This is a genomic window from Flavobacterium subsaxonicum WB 4.1-42 = DSM 21790, assembly GCF_000422725.1.
Taxonomy (GTDB): Bacteria; Bacteroidota; Bacteroidia; order Flavobacteriales; family Flavobacteriaceae; genus Flavobacterium; species Flavobacterium subsaxonicum.
In genome coordinates, this window is sequence record NZ_KE383909.1 from 658,325 (window position 1) to 675,328 (window position 17,004).

The following is a 17,004-nucleotide window of genomic DNA, read 5'->3' on the forward strand; positions in this document are numbered from 1 at the left end:
AGAGGGATTAGCTTTCAGGAATTACTCTAAAAAAGTTTACTCTTTTAACTTCGTTGATAAGGTCTTTATAGGCATTTAATAGTACTTCCCATTCGTCAAGTAAAATGTATGATAAATGATATCCGTTTGTAAACCAAATCTCTTCATTCCTGTTTATTGCTCTATTCTTATAAACCGCAAGCTCCATCAGCGCAATTGATATTTCCATAGCACTAATTTCATGAGAGTAATTTTCAAAATACCAGTTATCTATATATTGTGACAATAGTTTTAAGTATAATTTTTTTACTTCAATCAATTTCTCTTTAAAATCAGTCATTAATTTTGTATTTCAGTAAATGTAGCGTTGTTTTTTAATTCATCACTTTTAATATCTTTTTCTAAATGAAATTTCCCATTTCCGTCCATACATTCTTCTCCTTTTCCCTGAACATTATTGGTCTTATCTTCGGAAGTAAGTAATTACGTTTACTTACTCTATAAATCCACACTTTCTTAGATTTTGGATTCCCATCCCAACTGTGGGCTCTAACTTCATACTATAGCCTTCCAAATCCCATTCATACTTAAAACCAAATTGTTTTCCATTACGATACATTGTTTTGTAAGTTGCTGTAACTGGTATTCTTTGGAGAACATTTACAAACCTGCGGGTATTAATTCCGTTAAAATTACCAATAAATTTTTTTGGAATTACTTTTCCAAATTTATAAATTGTAGCAACGGCAATCTTTGTTTTAACTTTTTTAACATTAACTTTTTTAAGCTTTATTCTACTTGATCTATTAAGACGCGCTACTTTCCCTGCAAAAAATAATTGCCCATCACTTAAAAATGTTCCAATTTCTGTTGTCCCTTGTGTCTCATCACTCTCCCACCACCACCACGTGGAAAGATTATCTAACATTTCTTGATAACTACTAAAATTCTTAACCCGACCTTCTCGATGTAATGTGAAAATTGGCTTAGCATATATTTCAACACCTCCTAATGGATCGATGCGTATAGGTTCAATAGAAACTTCCTCACTATCATCCAATTCAAAATCATTAGTTTCACCTATGCGTTTTGCTTGATAATGGATTTTTTCTAAACCTTCTAATTCAATGTATGCAATTACATTATTTTCACTAAAAGCATAAGGTGAATTATATGCGTAATTCGGCGCTAACGGATCAACTGCAAAAAACCTACCCACCCTTGGGTCGTGCATCCTGAAGGTGTAATTAAGGCTATTACCTTCGCCTTTTAGCTCATCATCCATTTCCTGACCTTGGAAACCATAACGGTATTCTGGAGTGTTAGCATGGCGGTTAGGTACAAGCATCCCGAAGGGATTATATTTTGGTGGTACACAAATTTGATTAAGATATGCTTTTCACGTTAAGAATCAATTTCTCTGGCCTTGATTCAGGTTATTACATAAACTTCGCCAGCCTCTCAAAATCTTCGTATTTGGCGGCTATGTATTCCATTTTTACCACCTGAAAATCAAAACCGGCAGTAGAAACGGTGGGCAGGTGGTTGTCCAGCATTTGGGCAGCGGCAGCCCAGGCATCATCGGCAGTTGTGATGTTTTCTGACTCTATGAGCAATACATTTTTGTACGGGTAGGTTTGCTGTACAACATCTTCGGGCACTAAAGCCGTATCGGCCAGCATAAGTATTTTGGCTTTTTTATTGCGTATGGCGTGCGATAAAGCAGTTTTAAACTTAACCGAATTTTCGGGTAAAGCCAGTTCGACACCGCCGGGCAGTAGCAATAATGTTGTGGTTAGTAGGGGGGCATTCACGGTAATCCTTTTTATTTTGGATGGCGAAGGTACTGCTAAAAGCCATTTTACAAATACACATTAACTTTATGATAAGTTAAAATAAACGCAATAAATACAAGGGCCACCCTAAAAAAGTTAAGCCTGCCTGCAGAACACAATTCTGCAAGCAGGCCAAAACTAAACTAACTTAACATAAAACGAATTTTTGAAATTCCGGTCTAATCCGGAATAGTGGAATTAATTGATATTAGGGTTACTGTCTACTTCGGCCTGTGGCGTAGGAAAGTACTCATGCTTACCGGCTATAAAATTATCCTTGCCTTGTTTGTCGCTGTTTGTAATTTCAGATTGTAGCAAACCCCAACGTTTAAGGTCGTAAAACCTGAAGCCTTCGCGGGCAAACTCAATCATACGCTGGTGCCTTATTTCGGCCATCATTTGCGTTTGGTTAAAGCCGGGATCCAGGGTAGCAAGGTGTGCACGCTCGCGAATCATGTTTACATACTGGTACGCCTCGGTAACATTGCCCTGTTGGGTAAGTGCTTCGGCAAGCATTAAAATAACATCGGCATAGCGCATGGCACGCTCGTTGTTGCTGGATGTATTGTCGGCAGCACCGCTGGTACCCACCATCTCGTTATCCTGCATGTAGTTCTGGTATTTTTTAATCATCGATTGGTAGCCAAACACCAAGGTAAAATCGCTGAAAGGCTTGTTGTAAAACGTAGCGCCAGGGTAGTTCCACACCAGTGTGGCATACATCCTTGGGTCGAAATCATTGGTGGTGGTTTTTTCAATCTGAAATTCGTTAAACAATTTATCGGTAGGGCTTACCTCAAACCAGCCCGAAACCTCGGTAGGGGCAAACTCCTGCGCGGTGGTAACACCAAGGGCTTCGTTGGCATTTTCGCCTGCCCACGGGTTGGTACCGCCCACATCGGCAAGTTGTATCTCAAAAACCGACTCCTGGTTGTTTTCGAACGCCATAATAAAGTTATCGCCGTAGTTTGGCATAAGCGCGTAGCTAAAAGGCGCCATAGTTAACTGTTGCAGTGTATTTTGCGCGTTAGACCAGTTGCTGGTGTACAGGTAGGCTTTACCCAGGTAACCCAGTGCAGCACCTTTGGTGGCACGGCCCCTCCAGGCAGATGGCCACTCTGTAGGCAGGCCGGCAGCAGCATCGGTAAGGTCTTGTATAATTTGTGCCCAAACATCGGCCTCCGGCGATTTAGCCGTAAAATAATCTTCGGTAGTAAGCGGGGTGGCCAGCTTAAGCGGCACATCGCCAAAATTAATAACAAGGTTAAAGTAATTTAAGGCTCGTAAAAATTTAGCCTCGGCAACATACATGGTTTGCTTTTCGGCATCAAGGCCGGGCACTAACGGCACATTTTCAATGATCTGGTTAGCGCGGAAGATGTCCTGGTAGGCAATATTCCACATGGTGCTTGCCGTTTCGTTATCGGCTGTATTGGTAAAGGTAGAAAGCTGGTACAACGAGGCAACGTCGTTACGGATAACAAAATCGTCGCCGCGGCCGTTGGTAAGTTCGGTTCCCCTAACGCCCCAATAGCCGCCGTTTACGTTTTTAAGCAGGCCATACGTGGCCGCAAAAGCACCATTTACATCATTTTCGGTCTGCCAGAAGGTAGTAGTGGTAATACCGTTGGGGTTATTAAGTTGAAGCTCTTCGTCGGTGCACGATGCCAGTACAAAAAGCAGGCTGGTTAATAGATATATGTTTTTCATGATATTACAATTTTATTAATTAGAATGATAACTGCACACCGGCAGAAACGGTTTTTGCAAGCGGGTACGATACGTGTCCGAAATCTACACCACGGTCAAACACGGTACCTGTCCTACCAAGGTCGGGGTTATAGCCCGTGTATTTAGTAAAGGTTACAAGGTTGTCTCCGCTCAGGTAAAAACGGCAAGAAGCCAATCCTAACTGTGTTTTTAAATTATCAGGCAGGGTGTAGCCAATTTGAATGGTCTTGATACGCATGTACGATCCGTTCTCTAAAAATCGGCTCGACGTCCTGGCATTAAGGTTAGGGTCAGACGCTATAAGCCTTGGTATGTTGGTATCAGTATTTTCCGGAGTCCAGGCATCAAGTACTGCAGTAGAGTAGTTGTAGTTAAGGCTGGTATTTTCTAAATCCTGACGCATACCGTTGTAAATTTTATTGCCGCTGGTACCCTGAAAGAACAAGCTAACATCGAAATTTACCATCGATGCATTAACACCAAAACCGTATTCGAATTTAGGAAAAGGGCTGCCGTTGTACACCTTATCTTTATTGTCTATAGTACCATCGCCATTGTTATCTAAAAATTTAATATCGCCCGGTTGTGCGTTAGGCTGTATAGGCGACCCGTCCGGGCCTACATACGCATCTACTTCTGCCTGGTTCTGGAAGATACCAATATCCTGTATAAGGTAAAAAGCACTTACAGGGCCGCCAGCCTCGGTAACCGTAGTGGTAGCACCGTGGTGGGTTGGCTGTCCGCCGAAAATTTGCTGCGTACCCGTGCCCAGTTTGTCTACCTTATTTTTGATGGATGTTAGCGTACCAAAAACACTGTAGTTTAGTTTGCCAACTACATTGCTGTAGTTTAAGCCAAGCTCTAAACCGTGATTAGAAAGCGTACCAGCATTTACAACCGGGTTGCTTGTAGAACCTGCCGATCCGGGTATTGGTACATTCAGCAATACATCGGTGGTTTTTTTGTAGAAATAATCTACCGTACCGCCCAGTTTATTGTCTAAGAAACCAAAGTCTAAACCAACGTTGGTAGTCTTGGTAGTTTCCCATTTAATGTTTGGCGATGCAAATGCTGTTTGTGTGGCACCAAACCATTTAATTTGCTCGTCGCCAATAACCGAGTTGATGTTAGAAGCCACAGCGGCACTGTACTGGTAGTCGCCAATTTCCTGGTTACCCAGCTCGCCATAGCTCAGCCTAAGTTTTAAGGCAGAAACTGCTTTTTGTGCTTTTTCGAAGAACCCCTCGTTAGAAATATTCCAGCCCACGGCTACCGACGGGAATGTACCGTAACGGTTGCTGTTGCCAAACCTCGACGATCCGTCGCGCCTTATACTGGCTGTAAACAGGTAACGGCTATCATACGAATAAATAACACGCCCTAATACCGAAGCCAGTTTACTCTCTGTCCTGTTACCGCCCACGTTAGCAGTACCGGCACCGGCATCTATTACAGATATTCCATCGGGCAGATCTGTCTTGCTAAACGCGTTATACGTGTAGTTATTAGTCTGATAGGTATAACCTGCAAGAGCCTGAACGCTGTGCTTGCCAAAATCTTTGGTATAGTTTAGCGTGTTCTCTAAAAGCATTAAAACAGTTTGGTTTTTAGACTGTGTAATATCGTTGGTAGGGTGGGTAAAAAGCGCACCAACCTCATACCTTTTATAATAGTCGTTAGCGGTAGCAAAATTGTTGGTATAACCCAAATTCATCTTGTATTTTAGTCCGGAAAGTATATCAACCTCCGCAAAAGCATTCACTAAAATATTGGTCTGCTCATACGTTATGTCTTCTAAATTTAACTGCGCCAGTGGATTGGCAATGTTTACCACGGGGCCGTAGGCACCGCCGTATCCGCCAATAGCTTCGGGATCGTAAATATCAAAAACGGGAATCATTTTTACTGCCGAACCTACCGGCCCGCCACCCTGGCCACCCCAGCCACCGGCCATTTGCTGCTGCTTATCGCGCGATAAAAATATGGTTTCGCCAAACTTAAAAATACCTTTCTTGGTCTCTGATTTTACACGTATGTTGTAACGGTTAAACCCGGTTTCTCTAACAATACCGTCTTGTGTGGTATAACCGCCGCTTACGCTGTATTTACCGTTATCGGTACCGCCGCTTACGCTTAGGTCGTACTGCTGTATGGGTGCATCTCTAAAAATGGCGTTCTGGTAGTTGGTACCCGCACCTAACGATTCGGGGTTTTGCGCCAGTTCCAGCCTTTGCAGGCCTGCGGCATCCATAGCAGCATTGCTGGTGTTAGCCCACTGTTCGGCATTTAAAACGCTTAGCTTATTGGCCACCCTTTGCATACCCGTATTGGCATTCAGGCTAAAAACAGGTTCGCCTGCCTTGCCCGATTTTGTAGTAACCAACACTACGCCATTGGCTGCCCTTGACCCATATATGGCTGCCGCCGATGCATCTTTTAATACGTCTATAGATTCTATATCGCTGGCCGAAAGGTTATTGATATTTGCCACCTGCACACCGTCTACTATATATAAAGGTGCAGCATTGTTTAAAGAGCTTACACCCCTTATAAGTATCCTGGTGCCCGAACCCGGGTTACCACCGGCCGATTCTACCGTTACACCGGCCATCCTGCCCTGTAGTGTACGGGTAACGTCGCTAACGCCCTGCTGGCGTAATTCGGTGCCCTTAATACGGCCCACAGCGCCGGTAAGGTCCTTCTTTTTAACGGTACCGTAGCCCACAACCACCACTTCTTCAAGCTGGGTTAGGTCTTCTTCCAACGTAACATCAACCGTTGTTTGCCCGTTAACGCTAACTTCCTGGGTTTTGTAGCCCATGTACGATATTACCAGCGTAACATTGGTATCGGTAGCGTTTAGCGAGTAGTTACCATCGGCATCGGTAGCGGCAGATATGCTGGTACCCTTTATCATTACCGATGCACCCGGCAGGGGCATACCGTCTTTAGCAATAATTTTACCGGTAATAGGCGCCTGGAAAACCATTTTGTTTACGGCCGTGGCATTATTTGCCAACAACGGCCCGGCAGAAAGTAAACCCAGGGCAACGAGTGTGCCCCACTTTACTTTGTTTAAATGTACAATGTAATTTTTGGTCATAAAAAATTTGATTTGGAGTGATTTGGTTTAAATTTTAGGCAAAAGGGCAACTGGCCCACTTATAAAAGCAGGTAATTATTTAAAATATGTTGGAGTTGTTAACTTATAACGGGGCAAAAAACAGGACGTCCCCGCGACCCGTTTGCCTTGCTTAAATAAGAGGCTTCTTTTGTGGTAAAAGCTATTTTACGGAATAAAATTACGGAATTAAGAAAACGATTGCGTGAAAAATGTAAAAAAAAAGTATTAGCGCACACCAAAAAACCGCCTTTTAAAATTTTGGCAGAAAATGTAAGATTTATATTAATCTTTTTAATCATTTTTAGTTCTGTTAGCTGTAACGGGTTATTGGTGCGTATTTGTAAAGTATTAAATTTTTTAATGTATTGTATTCTTAAAACATTTATATAAAAAATATGGTATGCGTTTTTTTTAACATTATTTTTTATTGATTAATCAAAAGTAGAAATTAAATTCAATTGTCAATACCAGTACCTACCAGTTTCAGTACATTAACCACCAGTTTAATTATTTACACTATGTTTATTTGATATTTATTTACATATAAGTCTGTAATTCAGTTTGTTGTAAAGATGTTTTTTCGGATTTTTTTCTTAAAAGGATCTTCGGGTAAAATTTTTAGTGTTAACAAACTGGTAGGACATTTTACAAACTGTGTGGTACTAGTAGGATTAATTTACTAAAACGATTAAGTTTGATAAAAATTAGGATGCCGCTTCAAATTCCTACATCCTTAAAATTTGATTCATGAAAAAAATAGTTGCCATAATTGTTTGTTGTATTAGTATTATCAGCTGCCATAAACAGGCCGGCATAAGCAGCCGCAGCCGGGTAGATTTTGGCCGCAACTGGCAGTTTACTAAAGACAGCACCGCTACCAACTGGCAAACCGTTAATGTGCCGCACACCGCACAGGTAGAAAAGCTAATTGTGGTTAACCAATGGCAGGGCGATTGCTGGTATAAAAAAGACTTTAGCATTGCCACAAAAGATAAAAAGTCGTTTTTGTACTTCGAGGGCGTTATGCACGAAACCGAAGTTTTTATAAACAACAAACCGGTTTTTAAGCATAAAGGGGGCTACACACCCTTTACGGTAGATGTTACGCCGTATGTTACCACAGGCAATAATACAGTATCGCTTAAGGTCAACAATCATGATAATGCGGTTATACCTCCGGGCAAACCCATTAAAGAGCTGGATTTTAACTACTACGGCGGCATGTACCGCAATGTTTACCTTATAACCACCAACCCGCTTTATATTACCGATGCCATTGCTGCCAACAAAACAGCAGGGGGTGGGGTGGCACTTCATTTTGATGAAGTTGATGCCTCCAAAGCCATCGGAAAATTAAAAGTGCATGTTAAAAATGATAGCGATGCCAACCGGCAAATTACTGTAAAAGCGGTGTTAACCGACAGCGATGGCAACAAGCAGGAATTTAGGTCGGCAGCCGCTATAGACGTAGCTAAAAACGCTGACGTTACCGCAACTATAGATATTGATGTGGAATCTCCAAAACTATGGGGTATAGCTAACCCCCAACTGTATACATTAGATGTTAGCTTATTTTCTAACGGGGTAGAGGTTGACCGTTATACTACTAAAACCGGCATTAGGAAAATAGCCATTACGGCCGATGGGTTCTTTTTAAACAACGAAAAACTGTTTATAAACGGCACCAACCGCCACCAGGAATATCCGTACGTAGGTTATGCAATTTCTGATGAGGCGCAGTACCGCGATGCCGTTAAAATTAAAAACGCCGGGTTCGATTTTGTGCGCCTGTCGCATTACCCGCAGTCGGAAGCGTTTTTAAATGCGTGCGATGAGCTGGGTATTTTGGTAATGGACTGTATTTCGGGCTGGCAATTTTTTGGAGAGGGTGAGTTCCTAACCAACTCCTACCAGGAAATACGCGACCTGGCAAGGCGCGACCGCAACCACCCCAGTGTTATTATTTGGGAGGTGTCGCTTAACGAAAGCAACATGAGCGAGGCCTACATGAAGGAAGCCAACAAAATACTGCGCGAAGAGCTGCCTTACAACGATATTTACACCGCCGGGTGGATGGATAACGCCAATTACGACCTGTTTATACCGGCCCGCCAGCACGGTAAAGCGCCCGAATACTGGAACAACTACAGCAAAGGCGACCGCAAGATTTTAGTTGCCGAGTATGGCGATTGGGAGTACTATGCCCAAAATGCGGGCTTTAATCAAACGCAATTCGGTAATCTTAAAGAAGAAGAGCGCACCAGCAGGCAGCTGCGCAATAGCGGCGAAAAACGCCTGTTGCAGCAGGCCTATAACTTTGAAGAAGCCTACAACTCTAACCTTATGGGAAAAAACACCATTGGCCATGCCAACTGGCTAATGTTCGATTATAACCGCGGCTATAGCCCAGATCTGGAAAGCTCGGGCATTAGCGATATTTTTAGGATCCCAAAATTTGCCAATTACTTTTACCAGAGCCAGCGCGACCCGCAACAACAATTGGCACCGGTATTAAATTCGGGACCAATGGTGCAAATTGCATCGTATTGGGATGCCGCTTCTTCGCCCAACGTAACCGTATTTTCTAATTGCGATGAAGTTGCCTTATACCTTAACGATGTGCTTGTTGAAAAGAAACAGGCCGCTAAAGGTAAAGCCGTACTGTTAGCGCATCCGTCTATCGTTTTCAACCTTAAAGAATTCAAACCCGGCACGCTAAGGGCGGAAGGTTTCATAAAAGGACAAAAAGTAACGGAGCATAGCGTTGCCACTCCCGGCAAGGCAGCAAAACTGGAGTTGAGTTATGATGTTTCGGGCAAACAGATAAACACCAACAAACCCGACGTGGTTTTTGTGTACGCCAAAATTACCGATGCTAACGGCACCGTAATTAACAACGCGGCTAACCAGGTTACGTTTACCATTAACGGAAAGGCAGCACAACTGGTTGGGAAAAACCCAATGCCTGCCGAAGCCGGTATTGCAACCATAGTATTACGTACCGAAGAACTTAAACAGCCCGTTACCATTACCGCCACCGCAGCGGGTTTAACTACGGCGGTACTTCAAATTAAATAAGCTTACACCATTTAATGCATTCAATAAAATAGCAAACAACCAATAATTATGCACAATAAAATTAACAGCATTGTTCAGCGGCCCCTCTTACTGGGGGCGTGTTTACTGGGGCTTTCTTTTACGGCATACGCCCAAAAAAACATTCCGGAGTGGCAGGACGAGACCGTTTTTAAGGTCAATAAAGAAAACGCCCACGCCTGGTTTATACCGTATCAGTCTATAGAGGCAGCCCGAAAAAACAACCCGGCAGAATCTAAATACTACCAGTCGCTTAACGGTACCTGGAAGTTTAAATACCTTAAAAACCCCGGCGAAACTCCCTCTGATTTCCAAAGCCCAACACTTAAAGACAGCAAGTGGGATAACATTCCTGTGCCTGCCGACTGGCAAATGCACGGTTATGATTATGCCAATTACACCAATATCGAATATCCTTTTGCGTTTGATGCCCTGGTTCAGTCGCCGCCAAAAGTACCTATAGACCACAACCCTACGGGGCTGTACAGAAAAGAATTCACCATTCAGGCCGACTGGAAAGACAAGCAGGTTTTTGCCCACTTTGGTGGCGTAAACTCGGCATTCTACATCTATGTAAACGGCGAGAAGGTTGGCTATAGCGAAGACAGCAAAACCCCGGCCGAATTTAACATTACAAAATATCTTAAAGAGGGTAAAAACCTGTTGGCGCTTCAGGTAATTAAATGGAGCGATGCATCGTACCTTGAAGACCAGGATATGTGGAGGCTATCAGGCATTGAGCGCGATGTGTTTTTAGTGGCCACACCCAACGCACGCATCGAAGATTATGCCGTAAAAGAAGGCCTGGACAGCAGCTTTAAAAACGGCGATTTCGCCTTAAACCTCGACATTAAAAAACACACAGAGAGCGCAGGTTCTCTTACTGTTACCACCCGCGTTATGGATGGTACCCGCGCCATTTTCGAAGAGACCAAACCCGTTGCAGGTACTACGGTAGGCTTTGCTTCGTCTATAGCATCGGTTAGGCCGTGGTCGGCAGAGTTTCCTAACCTGTACAGGCTGGAAATTGAGCTTAAAGATGGCAGCCAGGTATTGCAGGCCATTACGCAAAATATAGGCTTCAGGACCATTGCCATTAATAACGGTATCCTTCAGGTAAACGGTAAGGCCATAACCATTCGTGGCGCCAACCTGCACGAACACCACGGCACTACGGGCCACGTGGTAGACCTTGCCACAAGGCGTAAAGACATCGAGGTTATGAAACTGCACAATATAAACGCCATCAGAACATGCCATTATCCGCAGGACCCGGCATTTTACCAGTTGTGTAACGAATATGGCATTTACGTGCTGGACGAAACCAATATAGAGTCGCATGGTATTGGTTATGATATGGATAAAACCCTGGCTAACAAGCCTAACTGGCAGGCAGCACACCTGTACCGTACCCAAAATATGGTGGAGCGCGATAAAAATCAGCCGTGTATTATTATCTGGTCGCTGGGTAACGAGGCCGGTAACGGTACCAATTTTTATGCTACTTACAACTGGATTAAAGACAACGAAAAATCGAGGCCGGTGCATTACGAGCGCGCAGGTATGGAGTTTAATACCGATATTGTTGCCTACATGTACTTTACCATGCCCGAGATGGAAAAGTATGCTCAAAAATACCACGACAGGCCGCTTATTCTTTGCGAATATTCGCATGCTATGGGTAACAGCCTGGGTAACTTTCAGGATTACTGGGATTTGATCTATAGCTACGATATTATGCAGGGTGGCTTTATCTGGGAATGGCTGGACGAGGGTATTAAGAAAAAAGACGCCAACGGCACCGAGTATTGGGGTTACGGCGGCGATTTTGAGCCTAAGGGCGTACACAACGATAATAACTTTTGTATTGATGGTATTGTAAACCCCGACCGTACTCCGCACCCGGGATTATCTGAACTTAAAAAAGTATACCAGCCGGTATATTTTAAAGCTGCCGATTTAACCAACGGCAGCATAGAGGTTATTAACCATTATGCGTTTGACGACCTTAGCAACCTGGAATTATTCTGGACGGTTGAAGCTAACGGTAAAGAATATAAAAAGGGCACACATGGTGCCGTACAGGTTACTGCCGCCGATAAAAAGGTAATACAGCTTGCGCTTCCGCAGATAAACCCAATGCCGGGTACAGAGTATTACCTTACGGTGTACATGAAATCTAAAGAGGCGAGGGGCCTGGTACCTGCCGGCCATATTGTGGCTTACGAGCAGTTTAAACTGCCGGCCTCTATGGCGGCAACGACTAAATTTAGCACAGCTAAAGCTATTAAAAAAACAGATACGGCCGATAAGCTACAACTGGATGGCGATGGTTTCTCCATTGCTTTCAACAAAAAATCAGGTTGGATAGAATCCATCAAAAAACAAAACCAGGAAGTGTTGGCCATGCCGCTACAGCCTGATTTTTGGAGGGCACCAACCGATAACGATTTTGGTAATGGCATGCAAATGCGTTGCAAAATATGGAAAGACGTGGTTAACAGTTTCGAGCTAAAGCGATTTGTTACGCACCAGTCGTTGCCCGGCAAGCTTGAAATTACTGCCGAGTACGAAATTAAAGACCTTAAAGGCAGGAAAGCCAAAGTACATTACACTATTTATGGTGATGGACAGGTAGCGGTTGACAGCCACTTTGACCTTAATGATACCAAGCTGCCCGAAATACCAAGAATTGGTTTCCGTACAAGGGTTAAGGCTGAGTACAATACTTTTGAATATTTTGGCCGTGGCCCGCAGGAAAATTACATCGACCGTAACACGGCGGCACTGGTTGGCCTGTACCAAAGCAATGTTAAAGAGCAGTATTTTGCTTACGAGCGTCCGCAGGAAAACGGTTATAAGACCGATGTTCGCTGGGCAAAACTATCTAACGGTAAAGGTGCTGCCATAACGGTAAGCTCTGATAAAATGCTGGGCACAAGTGCCCTGCCATACAGCCGCGAAGATTTTGACGATGGCGAACAAAAAGACCAAAGGCATGCAAAAGACCTAAAAATTCAGCCGTATACCGAATGGCATTTTGATATGAAACAAATGGGTATTGGTGGCGATAACAGTTGGGGAGCAAAACCTCATGATGAGTACCAGATCTATCCGGGCTTGTATGATTTTAGCTTTGTAATGCAATTATAGTTTTCAATTTATGATATAAAAAAGGCCTCTCAGGAAATTTCCGGGAGGCCTTTTTAGTTTGAGATTTCGAACCCTCTTAAGTATTTATAAATCGTATAATATCTTCGTTAAACCTGTTTTTGTGGGTGTAGTACAGCCCGTGCGGTGCATCGTCGTACACAAGGTACTCGGCATGCGGAATATGTTTTACTGTTTCTTCTGCAGATGCATCAATAGGCACAGTTTCATCAGCCTTACCATGAATTACAAGGGTAGGGATTTTAATACTATCCAGATCGGCCCTAAAGTCGGTCGTAGACCATGCCTTCATAGCCTTAATTGTAGAATACCCAGCCGAATTTAATGCCAAGGCAGCATCATGGTCTAAAATTTCCTGGCTGGCAGGCTTGCTAAACAAATGCACACCATAAAACATTTTGCCAAACGCTGCCAAAAATTTAGGCCTGTCGTCTTCAATCTGCTCCTGCATAGCATCAAACATTTCCTGCGGCAGCCCGGTTGGGTTGTCGTCGGTTTTTAGTAAAAATGGGGTAACGGCACTTATAAGGGCAGCTTTGGTAACGCGGCCGGCAGTGTTGTATTTAGCAAGGTAGCGGGCAACCTCGCCGCCACCCATAGAAAAGCCTACAAGGGTAACATCGGTAAGGTTTAGCTCTTCTAAAACAAGATTAAGGTCCTGCGCAAAGGTATCGTAATCATAGCCTTCCCAGGGGCGGGATGATAGTCCGAAACCCCTTCGGTCGTAAGCTATTACGCGAATATTGTGTTTTGGTAACTCGTTTAACTGGTATTCCCACATTTGGTAGTTTAGCGGCCAGCCGTGTATTAAAACTACGGGCCTGCCCCTGCCAATGTCCTGGTAAAAAATATTTACTTCTTCTGAACTACCTGATAAACTAACGGAATTTGTGGTGATAAAAGGCATAAATTGGTATTTTTTGAATTAATAATTACATAAAATTACTAACTGCATAAAACAGCATGCCTATGATTAAGAAATTATTGGCTGTTAATAAAAGGATAATTAAGATTTAGATTATCAGATTATCGGATGGTTAGATTTTTAGAGATGACTTAAAGATAATAGATAATAGATGATAGACAGGGTAGTTGGAAATTTAAGTTTGCATTTTGAATTTCAGTTCATCATTCCTAATTTGAAATTTGTAATTAACTAAACCACCCCCATTTTCTCCATAATAAATGTGGCGCTTTTATTTTTACAAATGCCATCTCTAAGTTGGTAGTCAAAATAAAGCTCGTTATCTATAATCTGCACTTCAAAACAGCGGTTAACAAGGCTTTCAGGATATTGCAGTGTGGTATCGCAAACCTCAATATCATGGGTGGCAATGGCGCCAACGGCATTAAAGCCCATCATTCGCTTAATTACTTTTATGGTTCCCATCTGTTTATCGTCGGAGTTGGTCCCCCTTAAAATTTCATCCAATAATACAAAAGCCCTTTGGTTTTGCAGGGCATCCATTATCTGGCGCAGGCGTTTAATCTCGGCAAAAAAGTACGATTCAGAGTCGGATAACGAATCTGATAGTCGCATCGATACCAACACCGGTAAAGGGTGTACAACGGCCGCTGATGCACAAACAGGCGCACCGGCACCCGCCAGTACCATATTAATGCCAAGGCTGCGCAAAAACGTACTTTTGCCCGACATATTAGAACCTGTTAGTATGGTAAAACCCGGATTAAAGTTAATGGTGTTGCCAACGCGTACCTGCTTTTTAATAAGCGGGTGTGCAAGGTCTTTAAACGCAATTACATTATTTGTGTTGAGGGTAGGGAAGGTAAAATCAGGATTGTTGTAGTAGAGGTTGGCAAAGCTACTAAGAGCCTCGGCCTCGGCAATGGTATCCAGCCACAGGTTTACGTTTTGGGCATGGTCTTTTTTCCAGTTAAGCAATGCCTTTAAAATATGAAAGTGGTACAAAAAGAGCCCGTTAAAAAATGCTGCGCCAATTACATTGCTCACGGTATCCATTTGAGAGAACAATACTGCCAGTTTTTTAATTTGAGTACTGGCTTTTTGCCCGCCTGAAATTAACTGTGCCTGTAGCGATTGTAGTTTTTCGCTCTCAAACTCTTCGTTTTCAAGCTGACTTATAACCTGGCTGTAATTGTGTATTATGGTGTGAATTTCGGTAGTATCGTTAATTTCATTTTTAATGAATTTAACATAGCCCAAAATAAAGATCAGGTTAAAACCAATAAGATAACCCACTGCGTTTAAGTAAGTATCGTTATCGGTAAATACATAAGCAATAAGGCTCAAAACAAGCGCTACAGGAGCAATAATGGCAATTTTGCCAGCAAGGTTAGATATGGGGGTAGCCCCATTGTTTACCCAACCCATAAGCTTGTTGTAAACCGTAGCACCATCTTTATTGGTTTTGCCCAAAGCCATAACCTCCTGGCGCCATTCCGGCTTAGCGGCCAGTTCTTTAATAGCCAATTGGTTTTTAAGTATCTCGGTTTGCGGTAAAACATTCAGTAATAAGTCGGCCAGTTTTTGCTTGCCTTTAAAGGTTTCGGTACGGTTAAGGTTTTGGAAAAGCGACCGCTCGCCAAAAATATCAAGGTCGTGCGAGTAGGGGTGGGTATAATCGGTAAATTCGGCACCGTTAGCAAACGCCATCCCAGTACCCGATAAATAAGCTATCTCCTGCTCGTTAACTTTTACTAAAGCAGCTGCCCTTTCTTTTTTTTGAGATACCGCCGTATGCAGCCTCATAAGCACAAAAAATGCTATGGCACACACCAGCATTCCATACACATAACCGGAACTGTCTTCCGACTTAATACTGTAAAATCCTAAAATTAAAAAGGCTATGGCAACCACCAGCCTTGCAGCGCTTATGGTGTTGTATTTAGATTTGTGGGTATTGAGTTCGGTTACAAAAGCGGCCTTTCGGGTAGAGTAAAATTCCATGTTTTTATGTGCTAAAAGGCAAATATAGGAAGAACTCACCACGAGTTGCAATAAAAAATCCCGCCGGAGCGGGATGTTGTACTATTCTTCATGAAATACCAGCAAAGGCACTTTACTGTGGTAGGCCATTTTTTTGGTAAGGCTACGGTGAAACAAGCTCTCAAAAAAACCACGTTTGTGGGTGCGCATTACCAAAAGGTCTACATGCTGGTTTTCTATAAAATCTAATATGGTTTGTTCTATATGGTCGCCATCAATATTAAAAAAGTCAATGTGCTCATCGCGGTAGTAAATTTTCCACTCGTTAATGCGCTCTTCAATATCTTCGGGGTCGTCGTCGTTTTTAATATACAGGCATTGCAGCCTGGCGTTAAAGGCGCTGCCAATAGTAAGGGCATTGCGAAGGGCATCGTTATCTTTATCTTTATATTGGGTTGTAAAGGCAATGTTTTTAATGGCACGGTACTGCGCCTCTGCCGGAATACCCAATACGGGCATCTTTACATTACTTATAACCGATGCTGTGGTAGAGCCCAAAAACGTTTCTTTAAGGCCGCTGGCACCTTTGGTACCCATAATTACAAAGTCTACACCCTCGTCTTCGCTAACCTTATTAATGTTGTAAATCAGGTCGCCGTACATTAATACATTTTTAAACTTTATGTGTCCAAAATTGTTGTCTTCGGCAAGTTTATGCAATGCAGGCAACTCTTCCCTAAAACTTTCAAACTGGTGCATCTCTACAATGTCAAAAATTTCGGTAGTAGTTTCGGGCAATGGCGGGGTTTCTACAATGGGCAGGTCGTACACGTGCAGCAGTACCAGCTCTGCCCCAAACGAATCGGCAAAATTAAGGGCATATATAAAGGCATTGCGCGCAGCCTCAGAAAAATCGGTAGGAAAAAGTATTCTTTTCATGGCGGTTGTAGCATTGGTTATCAGGTTAAAGATATATAAAAACATAGTAATTTCCTACTTTTTATGCATTGCTTAACACAATAGTAATCCAGTATTCAGTCGCAGTCGCAGTAAGCAGTTTTCTCCCGGATATAACAAAGTACAACTGAAAACTGCGACTGCGACTGAAAACTAAAACTGCAAGTAAAACACTATCTTTGCAGCAAAGAAAGGATTAAACA

General features: G+C 42.9%; 10 protein-coding genes. 2 read left to right on the forward strand and 8 right to left on the reverse strand.

The genetic code is table 11. The features are described from left to right. Positions 1–7: 7 nt before the first annotated feature. The 5 genes from G509_RS0113365 to G509_RS22120 form a co-directional block, all read right to left on the reverse strand. Positions 8–319 carry a hypothetical protein gene (locus G509_RS0113365; RefSeq protein ID WP_026991992.1) on the reverse strand — a complete coding sequence of 104 codons (312 nt, stop codon included), beginning with the start codon at positions 317–319 and terminating at the stop codon, positions 8–10. Positions 320–472: 153 nt separating this feature from the next. After that, positions 473–1,360, reverse strand: coding sequence for an RHS repeat domain-containing protein (locus G509_RS0113370; protein ID WP_262486776.1), 888 nt, complete (start codon positions 1,358–1,360; stop codon positions 473–475). 58 nt (positions 1,361–1,418) lie between these two features. After that, a complete protein-coding gene (locus G509_RS0113375; protein ID WP_026991994.1) occupies positions 1,419–1,793 on the reverse strand; it encodes a hypothetical protein in 375 nt (124 codons plus the stop codon). A gap of 219 nt (positions 1,794–2,012) precedes the next feature. After that, complete coding sequence (locus G509_RS0113380) at positions 2,013–3,524, reverse strand: RagB/SusD family nutrient uptake outer membrane protein (protein ID WP_026991995.1); 1,512 nt, start codon at positions 3,522–3,524, stop codon at positions 2,013–2,015. Positions 3,525–3,543: 19 nt separating this feature from the next. Then, on the reverse strand, positions 3,544–6,648 hold the full coding sequence (locus G509_RS22120) for a SusC/RagA family TonB-linked outer membrane protein (protein ID WP_051200216.1): 3,105 nt from the start codon (positions 6,646–6,648) through the stop codon (positions 3,544–3,546). 768 nt (positions 6,649–7,416) lie between these two features. On the opposite strand from G509_RS22120, the gene G509_RS0113395 reads away from it, so the two are divergent. Further along, a complete protein-coding gene (locus tag G509_RS0113395) occupies positions 7,417–9,747 on the forward strand; it encodes a glycoside hydrolase family 2 TIM barrel-domain containing protein (RefSeq protein ID WP_026991997.1) in 2,331 nt (776 codons plus the stop codon). A gap of 48 nt (positions 9,748–9,795) precedes the next feature. Further along, complete coding sequence (gene lacZ / locus G509_RS0113400) at positions 9,796–12,918, forward strand: beta-galactosidase, LacZ type (protein ID WP_035738958.1); 3,123 nt, start codon at positions 9,796–9,798, stop codon at positions 12,916–12,918. A gap of 76 nt (positions 12,919–12,994) precedes the next feature. Here the strand turns inward: lacZ and G509_RS0113405 are convergent, their stop codons facing one another. The 3 genes from G509_RS0113405 to G509_RS0113415 form a co-directional block, all read right to left on the reverse strand. Further along, positions 12,995–13,843 (reverse strand): alpha/beta fold hydrolase, encoded by an 849-nt coding sequence (locus tag G509_RS0113405; RefSeq protein WP_026991999.1) that lies wholly within the window; start codon positions 13,841–13,843, stop codon positions 12,995–12,997. A gap of 249 nt (positions 13,844–14,092) precedes the next feature. Further along, entirely contained in the window at positions 14,093–15,865 is a 1,773-nt protein-coding gene (locus tag G509_RS0113410) for a MutS-related protein (protein WP_026992000.1), read from the reverse strand. 81 nt (positions 15,866–15,946) lie between these two features. Continuing rightward, complete coding sequence (locus G509_RS0113415) at positions 15,947–16,828, reverse strand: universal stress protein (protein ID WP_051200219.1); 882 nt, start codon at positions 16,826–16,828, stop codon at positions 15,947–15,949. Positions 16,829–17,004: the final 176 nt, after the last annotated feature.

What these genes read in the sequence shown, in the direction of transcription:
- G509_RS0113365 (WP_026991992.1), bottom strand. Translation starts at nt 319, where the DNA reads ATGACTGATTTTAAAGAGAAATTGATTGAAGTAAAAAAATTATACTTA.
- G509_RS0113380 (WP_026991995.1), bottom strand. Translation starts at nt 3,524, where the DNA reads ATGAAAAACATATATCTATTAACCAGCCTGCTTTTTGTACTGGCATCG.
- G509_RS22120 (WP_051200216.1), bottom strand. Translation starts at nt 6,648, where the DNA reads ATGACCAAAAATTACATTGTACATTTAAACAAAGTAAAGTGGGGCACA.
- G509_RS0113395 (WP_026991997.1), top strand. Translation starts at nt 7,417, where the DNA reads ATGAAAAAAATAGTTGCCATAATTGTTTGTTGTATTAGTATTATCAGC.
- lacZ (WP_035738958.1), top strand. Translation starts at nt 9,796, where the DNA reads ATGCACAATAAAATTAACAGCATTGTTCAGCGGCCCCTCTTACTGGGG.
- G509_RS0113405 (WP_026991999.1), bottom strand. Translation starts at nt 13,843, where the DNA reads ATGCCTTTTATCACCACAAATTCCGTTAGTTTATCAGGTAGTTCAGAA.
- G509_RS0113410 (WP_026992000.1), bottom strand. Translation starts at nt 15,865, where the DNA reads ATGGAATTTTACTCTACCCGAAAGGCCGCTTTTGTAACCGAACTCAAT.
- G509_RS0113415 (WP_051200219.1), bottom strand. Translation starts at nt 16,828, where the DNA reads ATGTTTTTATATATCTTTAACCTGATAACCAATGCTACAACCGCCATG.